This window comes from Helicobacter salomonis, assembly GCF_900197775.1.
Taxonomy (GTDB): domain Bacteria; phylum Campylobacterota; class Campylobacteria; order Campylobacterales; family Helicobacteraceae; genus Helicobacter; species Helicobacter salomonis.
This window is the reverse complement of the sequence record NZ_FZMA01000009.1, coordinates 1-12,756: the sequence shown is the minus strand read 5'-3', so window position 1 is coordinate 12,756 and position 12,756 is coordinate 1. Positions and strand designations below refer to the sequence as shown.

Sequence of the window (12,756 nt, the reverse complement as noted above, 5' to 3'; positions counted from 1 at the left end):
ATAAAAGCACTTGGGAGATGCTTTCGCTATTATCACAGGTATTAGGCTGTAATATATCGATGTTTGGCTATGCTGGACTCAAAGATAAGCATGCCATGACATTGCAATACATTTCCATGCCTAGAAGTTGTGAAGCCCTATTGGACAAACATGTTCCCATGCTTGCCGAGCAGGGGATCACAATTTTAAGAAGCACTGCCCACCCTCATAAACTACGCTTAGGGCATCTCAAGGGCAATCATTTTTCGGTGCGCCTTAAGAAACTTGATCCAGTCAGTGCCCAAAAAATTAGCAAGGTGTTACTTTTTTTACAGGCTTATGGCTTCCCTAATTACTTTGGAACACAACGCCTTGACAATTTTGGAAATAGCTTCAAACGAGATAGAACTGGTAATAAGAAGATCGATCAAGTCTTGCTTTCTAACCAGCAGAGTTATTTATTTAATCAGTGGTTAAGCGCACGCATGCGTTTAAATGTCCTTGTGCAGATACTTAGTCCCAAAGAGATCACGCGCCAGTGCAAAGGTCTTGATATCAAGCAAGCCCAAATCTTAAAGGCCCAGCAACACTATTTCAAGCTCTTAAATGGCGATGTGCTGTGCCATTATCCCTTTGGGCGGTGCTTTTACCACTACGATCAGGATTCAGGGCAGGATGTAGAGCGACTGTACACCCACAGACTAGCCCCTACAGGGTTGTTACCAGGACATAAGGTGTTACTTGCTAAAGATATCGCTGGCTCGTTTGAAGAGCTCTACAGCGGTCTGGTCGATATCCAGGGCGATCGCCGCTACGCCTTAGTTTTCCCTACGGACATTGCTTTCAACTACAGTATTCAAGAATCTCAAGGTGAATTGCGTTTTTTCTTGCCCAAGGGTGCTCATGCTACGATCTTTTTAGAAGAACTTGCGGGAAAGGAGCTTTTTAATCCCAAAACTTCCGAATCACTGCTTTCACCCCTTCTTACGTGAACCGCTCCTCCCTAAAGGGAGGAGCTTCCTAACTAACAGAAACCAGCGTTTCTGAGCTGACAAAGGCTTTGCTGTTTATAGTCCGCAAGGCTAGTCCCTAACCCAAAAGACTTACAGACCCACTGATATGGGCGGAGATCAGTTGCCAACCTGTCATCGTGCTAGTTTTTAGTGGCTAGAATGAGCGCATCCAACTCTGCCACATCAGGCTTTCACTAACCTCACTTACCTATTGCAAAGGTAACCTTTCTTTTCTTAGAGTGCGCTTACATCTTAAGCCCTAAAGGACGGAGTTTTACGCGCAATTTGGATAAATTTCACTCCAAGCTGACGCTCACAAACTGCTCGCGTTTGCTAGAGGTCAAGGGTGCTATCCCCAGAAGTTTATCAGATTAAATGGAAATATGAGATTTGCCTTGTTTTAGGCTTCCGGATTTAGGTGCGCGAGTACTTAAGTAATTTTTAGTTATACTCGGCGCTCAAATCACCCAAGGATTTTCTAAATGCAAGAGATTCGAAACATCGCCGTTATTGCGCATGTTGACCATGGAAAAACTACTTTAGTAGATGGTTTGCTCACTCAGTCGGGCACTTTTAGCGATCACGATAAGCTCGATGAGCGCATGATGGATAGTAACGCGCTAGAGAGAGAGCGCGGGATCACCATTCTTTCTAAAAACACCGCTATTCACTACAAGGGTGTAAAAATCAATATCATAGACACTCCCGGACACGCCGACTTTGGGGGTGAAGTGGAGCGGGTGTTGAAAATGGTCGATGGGGTATTATTACTCGTAGATGCCCAAGAGGGTGTAATGCCCCAGACAAAATTTGTCGTCAAAAAAGCCTTAAGTTTTGGACTATGTCCGATCGTGGTGGTTAACAAGATCGACAAGCCTGCTGCAGAGCCAGATAGGGTCGTCGATGAAGTCTTTGATCTCTTTGTAGCGATGGGAGCTAGCGATGCGCAACTAGACTTCCCCGTGGTTTATGCTGCTGCGCGTGAGGGCTATGCGATCAGGGATTTGAACGAAGAAAAGAAAAACTTAGAACCCTTATTTGAAACCATCTTATCCCATGTGCGTACCCCCAGTGGAGCCCTAGAAGACCCCTTGCAAATGCAGATTTTTACCCTAGATTATGATAATTATGTGGGCAAGATTGGCATTGTGCGCGTGTTCAATGGACGGGTGCGCAAGGGGGAAAGCGTGTTATTGGTTAAAAGCGATGGGTCTAAAGAGATGGGCAAGATCACCAAGCTCATCGGCTTTTTAGGCTTGGCGCGCATGGAAATTGAAGAAGCGCGTGTGGGGGATATTGTTGCGGTGGCGGGCTTTAACGCGGTGGATGTGGGCGATAGCATTGTTGATCCCAATAACCCCCAGCCCTTGGACCCCATGCACCTAGAAGAACCCACCATGAGTGTGTATTTTAGCATTAACGATTCGCCCCTAGCCGGACTGGAAGGCAAGCATGTAACCGCTAATAAGCTCAAAGATCGCCTACTTAAGGAGATGCAAACCAATATCGCCATGAAATGCGAGGAAATGGGAGAAGGGAAATTTAAGGTCAGTGGGCGCGGGGAATTGCAAATCACTATTTTAGCCGAGAATCTGCGCCGTGAGGGCTTTGAGTTTAGTATATCCCGCCCAGAGGTCATTGTAAAAGTGGAAGAGGGAACAAGGTTAGAGCCTTTTGAACATTTGGTAATCGACACACCCCAAGATTTTGGGGGCGTGGTGATTGAACGCTTGGGTAAACGCAAAGCAGAGATGAAGGCGATGAATCCCATTGGAGATGGTTATACTCGCTTGGAGTTTGAAATCCCTGCGCGCGGACTCATCGGGTATCGTAGCGAATTTTTGACTGATACGAAGGGCGAGGGAGTAATGAATCATTCTTTCCTAGAGTTTCGCCCCTTTAGCGGGAGTGTGGAGGCGCGCAAAAACGGTGCGTTGGTGAGCATGGAAAATGGGGAAGCGACCGCATTTTCTCTCTTTAACATCCAAGAGCGGGGCGCGCTCTTCATTGCCCCTCAGACAAAGGTGTATGTGGGCATGGTGATTGGGGAGCATAGTCGGGATAATGATTTGGAGGTCAATCCCATTAAATCTAAACACCTAACCAATATGCGCGCTAGCGGGTCTGATGATGCGATCAAACTCACTCCCCCTAGAAGTATGGCTTTAGAGCGCGCACTGGAGTGGATTGAAGAAGATGAGATTTTGGAGGTAACGCCCTTGAGTTTGCGAATCCGCAAAAAGGTGCTAGACCCTACTGCGCGCCGCCGTGCTAAAAAATAAGGAACACACATGAAAATCAAGATGGTTACCAAGCGCGATGGGCGCGTTGAGCCTTTGGACACGCGCAAAATCCACAAATATATTCAGAGTGCGACTCAAGACTTAGAGGGGATCGATCGCGCGCAGTTGGAATTAGAAGCACACCTTTTTATTGACAAGATGAAGACACGAGATATCGTGCAAGCCTTGATTCACAAAGCCCTGGATAGGATCGACACCCATGCACCTAATTGGAGCTTTGTCGCAGCGCGCTTGTTTCTCTATGACCTATATCACCGCGTCAATGGGTGCATGCAATACCAAAGCTTGCAAAGCTACTTAGAAAAGGGGGAACAGGTAGGGCGCATTGCAGCGGGTTTTAAAGAAAAATTTGATCTACATTTGCTTAATAGCGCCATTGTGCCCGTGCGCGATCTGCAATTCAATTATCTGGGCATTAAAACGCTCTACGATCGCTACTTGCTCAAAGACCAACAAGGGCATCCCATTGAACTACCCCAGCACATGTTCATGGCTATTGCAATGTTTTTAGCCCAAAATGAGAGCGATCCTAACACACGCGCCCTAGAATTTTACGAGGTATTAAGCAAATTTGAAATGATGTGCGCCACGCCCACCCTAGCCAATGCGCGCACTCCAAACCATCAACTGAGCTCTTGTTATGTGGGTAGCACCCCTGATAATATTGAGGGCATTTTTGAGAGCTATAAGGACATGGCTCTGCTCTCCAAATACGGGGGGGGGATTGGCTGGGATTTTAGCCAGGTGCGTTGCTTGGGGAGCTATATTGATGGGCACAAGAGCGCGAGCGCGGGGGTGATCCCCTTTTTAAAGATTGTTAACGATGTGGCAATTGCCGTCGATCAACTGGGCACGCGCAAGGGGGCGATCGCAGTCTATTTAGAGATTTGGCATAAAGATGTGCTCGAATTCATCGATTTGCGTAAGAATAGTGGGGATGAACGCCGTCGTGCCCATGATCTCTTCCCCGCACTCTGGATTTGCGATCTCTTCATGGAACGCTTGGAGCAAGATGACATGTGGACGCTATTTGACCCCTATGTGTGTGTGGACCTTACACAATGCTATGGTGAAGAATTTAGCCAAAAATATCTAGCCTATGAGGCGAACCCAGAAATTCCCCACGAGAAAATTAGAGCCAAAGAGCTTTGGCGCAAGATTTTAACTAATTACTTTGAAAGCGGACTGCCTTTCTTGGGCTTTAAAGACAATGCCAACCGTGCTAACCCCAATGCCCATGCAGGGATCATTCGCTCCTCTAACCTCTGCACGGAGATTTATCAAAACACCGCTAGTAGCCATTATCGCGTGGAAGTGCGCTTTGAAGATGGCGGTGTGATGTTTTTTGAAGAGCATGATTGTGTGCGCACCGATGCAGGCATTAGCAAAAAGGCCAATAAGCTTGGGAGCAACGACTCTTTAGGGGGTAAAAAGATTTTTATGACTCATAAGAGCGCACTGGGAGGGGATGTGGCGGTGTGTAATTTGGCTAGCATTAATCTTAGTAAAGTGTATAACGATACTGATATTGCGCGCGTAGTGCCCATTGCGATGCGCATGCTTGATAATATTATTGATTTGAACTTTTACCCGATTGCTAAGGCTAAACACGCCAATTTGAAAAGTCGCGCGGTGGGCTTGGGCGTAATGGGGGAAGCGCAGATGCTGGCTTGTGCACACATCGCATGGGGCAGTGACGCACATGTGGAAAAAATTAACCATGTGATGGAAAAAATCAGCTATGAGGCCATCAATGCAAGTTGTGCTTTAGCCCAAGAGCGTGGAGCTTATGGTTTGTTTGAGGGCTCGGCGTGGAGTAGGGGGGTTTTTCCTATGGATCATGCACGCGGGGATTTCCCAGCGCCTAGTTGTGATTGGGAGGGTTTAAGGGCGCGCGTAAAAGAGCATGGTTTGCGCAATGGGTACTTGATGGCAATTGCGCCCACCAGTTCGATTTCTATTTTAGTAGGCACCACCCAGACTATCGAGCCTATTTATCAAAAGAAATGGGTGGAGGAAAATTTGAGCGGGTTTATCCCTGTGGTTGTGCCTCATTTGAGTTTAGACACTTGGAAATACTACACTTCGGCCTATGACATCGACCCTAAAAAGGTGGTAGAACTGGCTGCTGTGCGCCAACGCTGGATCGATCAAGGGCAGAGTTTAAATCTTTTTTTACGCATCGAACAAGCTCATGGGAAGCTCTTACATGAAATTTACCATTTAGCTTGGAAATTAGGACTCAAATCTACCTATTATTTGCGCACCCAAAGCCCTAGTTTAGAAGATAAAAATGTGCTGGATCGATCTTTAGAATGCCACCAATGTCAGTAAACTGCAGATTTTAGGAGCAGAATCAGGAAAGTTTTAGCTTGGTATCTTTATACTCCCACTTACAATACTATTTTAAGAAGGAGTGAGTATGAAAAAAGTGCTAATGGGTCTTTTGGTGGCCGGCTTGGGATCGCTGTATGCGTCTGATTTCAAAGGAATCATTGAAGAAGTTAACGACGCGCAAAAGACCATTGCTGTCAATGGCATGGTGATTGGGGTGATGCCCTACACGAAAATCGAGCAGGATTCCTGTGGCATGGGTTGGGATAGTGCGAAAAAATTTGCCGATCTCAAGAAGGGCGATTTGGTGAAAGTGGATCTCATCCATCACCAAGCTACTCCAGTTGCTGAGGAAATCGAAATCAAGTGCATGCAACACCGCGCTTACTAGTTTACCAGCCACGCCGTAAAGCCCCTAGCTTTAAGGCTAGCACTAGCATGGCTGTGCTAATATTTGTGCAATCAAGGGGTAATACCCTTGGGGTTGGGGCATCAACCTTTGGAATAGGGAATGTAAGACTCCAAATGGAGCTGTCCTGCTTGAAGCCGCGATCTCCACTAAAGTTAGAATCCCCTAACTTTAGTTATGGGAGAGTATGTCAAAGGTACTCAAAACACAAGGCTTTTTGCATTGGTATCCGTTGGGACTTTTGCGCGCTTTAGTTAGAGAGTTATCCCTTGGAAGGGCGCATTAGAGTCTCTTGTTCTTGAGAGCTGAGTTTGTTAGCGTGCTCCCCATGGTTTAGTCGCTTATGGGGTTGGGGGATCATCAAGGCTTGCCCACCAGGTGGGTCTTAGCGCCTCTATGCTAAGGGTTAAAGCCTGCTTTCTATAAATATTAATCTCTATTCAAAGAAAGAACCACAAGCTTTTTGGCTGGTCTAATTTTAGCTGTCAAGCGGTGATTCAACACCACTTTAGGACATGTTCTTCAAAAGATTTGGAAGCCGTAGGTGAGCGTGAACATCAGATGGCTGCGATCAGAATTGACATTGCGCGGCAGAGGAAACGCCCCCCAGGAGCTGCAGTAACCAATGCAATAGCCCTTTTTAGTTACATTGTTATAGTATTCGAGCTTGAGATCGAATTCCAGATTATACTTGCTCCAAAAGTAATTCAAAAATAATGCGACACTCTGTTCATTGGCGCGAGGCGATCCCGTGAGTCGCCCTAGAACTTTCCATGTAAATCCGCGGTAATGCGATCCAAAATACACAAAGCCATTGAGCGCGTCTTTACCGACAATGTTGTTAATCTCGGCATCGTAAATGCTATTGGTCCAGATATTGTAACCTAAAGGGTCGCCATAAATCCCAATATCCCCATTTGCGTTACCGATGTTTTTATAAATACTGCCTCCAAAACTCCATTTGTTGTAATAAAAACGGGAACGGAAAAAGAGAGTTTGGCCGTATTTGCCCATGTTTTCTTGCTGAAAGAGAATAATATCCGGGCCGCGTCCTGTGGGGGGAAAAAAGGGAAAAAGCCCTACGAAAGTCCCCACCCAACGAAAACCCTTATCGTGGAAATTAGGATTAGTGTCGTAGGTGATGTTGATCCCAGGGGCATTCATGCGTCCAAAAATCGAGTAAAAATACGGGTTGACTTTCCAACCTTTTTTTTTATAGAGCACTTCTGCGATCATCAAGGGTTTGCCACTGGTGTAGTAACGCCCAAAGGGCCAAAACCAGTCGCTTGAAGCAGAAGCGCGCGCATCTGAGTAGAGCACGCGCAATTTCGTGCCTTTGTATTTAACATAGCCCTCTACCCCCTGGCTAAAAGAGGTGAACCAATCGTAATCGGAAAGCTCATAGCGCCCTCCTTTGACCCCAAAAATCCCCTTGTAGTCATAGCTTAAATAGGCATTGTGCACCATGAAATAGCGAGGTTTTTGCACATGCAAGCCGCTATGCCCTGCATACCAGCCGATGTATTCCCAAAATATCCCCCCATCTTGTTGGTAATAATCCCCCGGTCCGCCCGGCTGACCGGGAGGAATATTATTGCCTTGATATGCCGTGGAGTCGTAGGGCAGCGCAGAAACCATGGCTCCCGCTTCGGCTCGCAAGCCCTTGTAAAGATTCATGCTCAAATTTGTGATGGCTAAAAGTGAGGTATAACTCCCAGTGGGGTAAATGAGACGAGCGGGGTTGTATTTCTGATTATTGAAGCCAAACTTGGTGTAAGTGCTCAATTTGCCCGTCAAACTCATGTCAAAAGCTGGCGCGCGCCCCACAAGGGCTAGCACGAGCCCCAAAAAAACGAGTATCCTATGTGTAATTGAACGGCCCTCAGTCTGTTTTGCGATGAAACAAGACGATTATAGCAAATTCTGCCCGCTCAAGTGCAAGGCAGAGTATTTTCTAAAAACTATAGCTGATATGAGTCATGATGTGGCTGCGGTCTTGGGCAATGGTCTTATTGATATAGCCCACATTGGCAGGTCCTTGCGCAAAAGCACTAGAAGAGAAAAGACCGGTGTTGAGGTCCAAAGGTTGGCCGTATTTGCTTAAGAAGCCCACGCCCGGGTTATACCCAGCGCGAATCACCTGCAAGAACCATTCAAGCTTGATCCCCACCTTGACATGTTTGCCAAACTGGTAGTTCATATATAGAGCTAGAGCCTGACCGATGGCGCGCGGGGCCGTAGTGTAACGCTCGGCTAACTCCCAATCGAATTTCCCATAAACACCTCCTCCTTTCCAATACACGGTGAGCGCATTGGCAGCGGTGATGTTGTTGATACTGGCAAACCCTAACGAGTAGATACCACCCGTCCATTGTTCCACACCATCGATGGCCACGGGGTTACCATAGGTCCCAATATTTGGGTTGGGGTTACCAATGGCCGCATACACCCCAAAAGAGGTGTTATGGTTATTAATATCAAAGCGTTGTTTGAAGAGCAAAACCGCCCCTCCAGGACCTTGCAAGCCCCGCCATTTGCCATGATCTAAGAAAGGATCCCAAGTGTTATAACGCGCCGCCCCATAACGCCCCACATGCCCAATGCCTGGAATATAATCATTCTCCCATTGGTAGACATACATGCCATAGAAAGTTGTCTGGGATCGGAAACCACGCCCATCAAAATCAGGATTCGTGTCGTAATAGACCTTGACCTCAGGGGCAGTGAATGACTTGGGAGAGAACCACACATGGGGGTGGACATAGAAATGTTTGTTTACCTGGTAAATAAACCCGATCTTATGCTGGCCCCATGGTTTCTCACGATAGATGGGGAACATCCATTGTCCATCAGCAATACCACGGCCCCAGGAGCTAAACACTTGAAAAGTCAGCTTATTACTGAGCTTGAACATTCCATAAAACCCCTGGGTGAGTTGGTAGAACCAGTCAATCATCTGCACCTGAGTGGTGTCATAACGCCCTAAAATCATCCAAATTCTATCGCTCTTATACTGCACATTGGCCTTGTAGATTTCATACTGGCGCGATTGGCCCGGAGTGTAGGCACTGGCTGGGTAATAGTTTGGAAACAAGCCATTCCACTCCCCCATGAACATGTAACCAATCCCCCTAGGGTCGGCAATGCCCCCGGGAGTGTAGGCGTTGGCATATGGCCCCCCCGTAACAATGGACGAACAAAATTGACCGCCCTGAGTGCTACACTGGTTAGCATATTGTTCCCACTGCTTCCATAACGCAGGGTTAGAAGACTTTACATCTGTCGCATAGCGATCGTAACGCGTGCCATCATAGGGCATGCCTCCCAACGCCCCCCCCACGCTCACGCTCCAGCCCTTGCCTAGGTGTAGCGTGCTCTCTAATTTGCCCGTGAGCTCCACAAAGGTGCCCGTGGGGTAAATCCCCTTGATGGGGTTAATGGGGGAAGTGTTAAAGCCCACTTTATTGAAGTTGATGAGATCGCCATGCACCTCATAACTCAGGGCGTCCAGCCCACACACCCCTAGGGATGAAGAGGCTACAAGGGCGGGAACCGTCCTACCCAGCGCAGAGAGCCACTTACCCCTCTGCCGCCCCGTTTGTTGTATCATCGTTTCTTCCATACTGCGCTCCCTTTCCTGATAGCTTAAAATAAGACTTGTATTGTACTAGAGACCTGTTAGAACACGCGTCCTTATGCCCACATTTTAATGTTTTTTTTCTTAAAAAAACCCTAGTTTCGCTCTTTTTCTCGTTTGCCAAGAATGTTATTTGAAATTTTTTGCGCATATTGAATTTACAGAGTGTTGGCAGCTAAAAAGCGCTTGCGCGAAAATCTGTGGGCTTTAACATGGCAGGCAAGATTCATCCCTCTGTACTCGGGGAAGTTAGAGGGGAATTTTTGGGCATGCTCTCTTCAGGCGCAGATAGAGCAGGGGTTTTGAGATACGCGCTATTGAAGACCAAGTGCATGATCGCTTGGCGGTTCTTGGTGTAGAGCACATGCACCTTATCGCCTAACACCAGCGCGCAGGGGTAACTCACCTCACCTGTTTGGCTTTGATCTAAAATACGCAAGAATTTGAAATGGTTAAGTGCAGAGGCACTGGGCAGTAGTTGAGCTAAACGCAATGTGCTGCGGCTCGCGCTCGAGTGTGGCAGGGGGGCGTTGTAGAGCAGATAGAGAGTATTATTGGCATTGAATAGGGTGAGTGCGTCGTTATAATTGGGTAAATTGCTCACTTGGGGGGGATTCCAGTGGGTGGGATTTTGGCAGGTTTGGGTGTAGAGGCGTGTGTCTTTATAGCTTCTAAAGGCCAGAAAAGCACATGGGCCATAGGGGGCTAAAGTGGGTTGGAGCTGGGCTTTGAGCGTGTTGGGCTGAATAATCTCTTGCAAGCGTGCGCGTGAATTAAATTTCAAGAGCAGGGGAGATTTAGTGGCAAGTTCGTGGTAAATGGGCAGAACAAATCCTCCATCTGTGGTAGAGATCGCGCTGTTGCGCACCAGATAAGAGATATTCAAAAAAGGACTTAAGGATAATAGCTGTTCAAATTTCCAAGTGAAAATAGGAGTAGAAGAGGTGTATTTTGAAGCGAGGGGGGCACTGAGCAAATAGATTCGCGAAGTAGCCCATCCTCCCAAACTCACACCCACCACAAAGAGATAGAGGCGACTCCTTTGCACCACCAACACGGGATTACCCAATGCCTTGACATACACTCCGCTCAGTTGGCTGAGTTCTCCTGCTGAAAGAAGTTTAAAGGCGGGACTCCACTTTTTAGTGTCCAGATTGTAGAGATTGGCGTAAATTTGCACATCGCGTTCCCCCTCAGCACTCCCAGCAAAATACGCACCCAAGAGGTGAGTGCCACAGAGAGCTACTAGAGTAGAGGCGTGCATGCTCTTAGTAGGGGGGGCGGGCAAAGCGCGTCGCTCTAGCAAGGGTGTAGAGCTCTCTTGCAGGGAAGGAGGGGGAGCAAACTGGAACTCTGGGGGTGAACGCTGGGCTAAAAAGCTGCAGATTAGGGTCACAAAAAGGACAAAACCCCATGTTTTAAGCATCAATATGCCACTCTAGGGGTAGGTCAGGCACTAAGAGGTCGGGAATCTTTGGGGGGGTACTGGGCTGTTTACGCAGGGTAATAGATTTAGAGGGGAGGCTTAAGCGTCTATCCAGGGCATAGATACGCTTTGCGTTGTCGCTTACAAAGGCTTGCAAGTTTTTTAGGGCGTAATGTCTTTCAAAGAGGGTGGCTAGGGCTTCCAGGAGAATGGGTGCGCTAAAAACCCCCGCTGCACAGGCGCAGGCATGCTTATGCTCTAGGGAATGGGGTGCACTATCCGATCCAAAACACACCTTAGGGTGCGCGCTTAAAGCCAGTTGTAATAACGCCTCTTGATCTCGGGGGGTTTTTAACACGGGTTTGCAAAAGAGATGGGGGTTGAGATGTTCACCCAGCAGGGCATCTAGGTTGAGGGCAATGTGGTGCAAAGTGAGAGTAGCATATAAATTGGCATGGCGCTGCAAAAGCGTGAGACTAGCCGCGTCACTCATGTGTTCCAAAATAATAGACAAGTTAGGAAATCGGACACAGAGAGTGTCTAAAATTGGGTGGAAGAGCCGTTCACGCTCGAGCACAAACCCTGGTGCTTCTGCATGCACGCAGAGTATAAAATCCAATTCTTCTGCAGCGCGCAGAATCTTTGACATCTGAGGACTCAAAATATCCCCTACCCCCTGTGCTGAATTGGTAGTAGCGTTTTGAGGGTAGAGTTTGAGCAAAAAGAATCCATGCTCTTTAGCGCGCTCGAGCTCAGCAATACTCAAACTCTCTTGCAGATAGAGGGCAACTAAAGGGGTAAAGTCCGGGCTTAAGATTTGAATTTGGTGCGCATACTCCAGGGCGCGCGCGGTGGTATTAATAGGGGTGCTCAAATTGGGCATTACCACCGCGGCACAGAAAGCGCGTGCGCTGAAAGGCAAGACCTTTTGGAGCATTGCGCCCTCGCGCAAATGTAAGTGCATGTCTAGGGGATTAGACAGAGTGATTTGCATTAGCGGTAAATAAAATAACGCACGCGGATACGAATGAGCGTGGTGGTGGTGGGACGCGGGTAGTCTTTGTAAGCGATGGTGATGGTCTTGAGCGTGTTGTCATCTAAGAGTTTGTAGCCAGACTCCATAATGATTTTGAGTCCTGTAATATCCCCGTTGGGGTGTAAATAAAATTCAACTGCATCAACCCCATCCTGCCCCAGATATCCTGCTGCACTAGGATATTCTAAGTAGCGTTGGGTGATACGCCCAATCTCGCTTAAATTGCTCTTAATAAAATCTTTTTCAGCTGTGCCTAGATCGCCAAACTCCTCTCCGTAAAGATCGTCAATGTCCTTACGGGTTTGGCTATCCATCCCCTTATCGTGCTCATAACTCTTGTCGCGGGTGGGCTGGGAGGCGCTCTGTTCAGAGGGGAGGAAGGAGAGATTATTAGGGTTAAAGCTTGGCTGCGCTTGATTTTTCTCCTGAGATTGCTTTTTGCGCGGTTCCTCTTGGGCTTGGTGTAAAGCCTTGTGCTGACTCTGCATGGCACTCTGCTCACTTCTGCGAGGGCTTGCGTGGTGTTCTCTTGCGTGGCGTCTTTCCACACGATGTTTGGGGCGCTCTATAGGTTTCTGCGCAGTGGGGCTAATCACAGACTTGGCCGGGGGAGTGGGGG

Annotated in this window: 9 protein-coding genes; 4 read left to right on the top strand and 5 right to left on the bottom strand. The window is 47.7% G+C overall.

What is annotated here, in order from left to right:
* The 4 genes from truD to C6H04_RS02405 all read left to right on the top strand — a co-directional run.
* The coding region (truD, locus tag C6H04_RS02420) for a tRNA pseudouridine(13) synthase TruD (protein ID WP_158653804.1) at window positions 1-971 on the top strand (971 nt) is incomplete at its 5' end.
* A gap of 503 nt (window positions 972-1,474) precedes the next feature.
* Window positions 1,475-3,274, top strand: a complete 1,800-nt coding sequence (gene typA, locus C6H04_RS02415) for a translational GTPase TypA (protein ID WP_104732224.1) — start codon at window positions 1,475-1,477, stop codon at window positions 3,272-3,274.
* A 15-nt stretch (window positions 3,275-3,289) separates the two neighbouring features.
* Window positions 3,290-5,629, top strand: a complete 2,340-nt coding sequence (locus C6H04_RS02410) for a ribonucleoside-diphosphate reductase subunit alpha (protein ID WP_199767069.1) — start codon at window positions 3,290-3,292, stop codon at window positions 5,627-5,629.
* 88 nt (window positions 5,630-5,717) lie between these two features.
* On the top strand, window positions 5,718-6,020 hold the full coding sequence (locus C6H04_RS02405; RefSeq protein WP_104694900.1) for a DUF5666 domain-containing protein: 303 nt from the start codon (window positions 5,718-5,720) through the stop codon (window positions 6,018-6,020).
* 540 nt (window positions 6,021-6,560) lie between these two features.
* Here the strand turns inward: C6H04_RS02405 and C6H04_RS02400 are convergent.
* The 5 genes from C6H04_RS02400 to C6H04_RS02380 all read right to left on the bottom strand — a co-directional run.
* Entirely contained in the window at window positions 6,561-7,910 is a 1,350-nt protein-coding gene (locus C6H04_RS02400) for an outer membrane family protein (RefSeq protein ID WP_267892268.1), read from the bottom strand.
* A gap of 82 nt (window positions 7,911-7,992) precedes the next feature.
* Entirely contained in the window at window positions 7,993-9,648 is a 1,656-nt protein-coding gene (locus C6H04_RS02395; RefSeq protein WP_233709824.1) for an outer membrane family protein, read from the bottom strand.
* 253 nt (window positions 9,649-9,901) lie between these two features.
* A complete protein-coding gene (locus tag C6H04_RS02390) occupies window positions 9,902-11,101 on the bottom strand; it encodes an exo-alpha-sialidase (RefSeq protein ID WP_104694898.1) in 1,200 nt (399 codons plus the stop codon).
* The gene (pyrC, locus tag C6H04_RS02385) at window positions 11,094-12,095 is read right to left on the bottom strand and encodes a dihydroorotase (RefSeq protein WP_104732222.1); all 1,002 of its coding nucleotides are present in this window, start codon (window positions 12,093-12,095) and stop codon (window positions 11,094-11,096) included. The genes C6H04_RS02390 and pyrC overlap by 8 nt, the downstream gene beginning before the upstream one ends.
* Window positions 12,095-12,756: energy transducer TonB (locus C6H04_RS02380; RefSeq protein ID WP_233711825.1), on the bottom strand; the 662-nt coding region annotated here is incomplete at its 5' end. The genes C6H04_RS02380 and pyrC, both read right to left, overlap by 1 nt.

Coding starts and splice junctions, on each gene's coding strand:
- typA (WP_104732224.1), top strand. CDS start 1,475: ATGCAAGAGATTCGAAACATCGCCGTTATTGCGCATGTTGACCATGGA.
- C6H04_RS02405 (WP_104694900.1), top strand. CDS start 5,718: ATGAAAAAAGTGCTAATGGGTCTTTTGGTGGCCGGCTTGGGATCGCTG.
- C6H04_RS02395 (WP_233709824.1), bottom strand. CDS start 9,648: ATGATACAACAAACGGGGCGGCAGAGGGGTAAGTGGCTCTCTGCGCTG.
- C6H04_RS02390 (WP_104694898.1), bottom strand. CDS start 11,101: ATGCTTAAAACATGGGGTTTTGTCCTTTTTGTGACCCTAATCTGCAGC.
- pyrC (WP_104732222.1), bottom strand. CDS start 12,095: ATGCAAATCACTCTGTCTAATCCCCTAGACATGCACTTACATTTGCGC.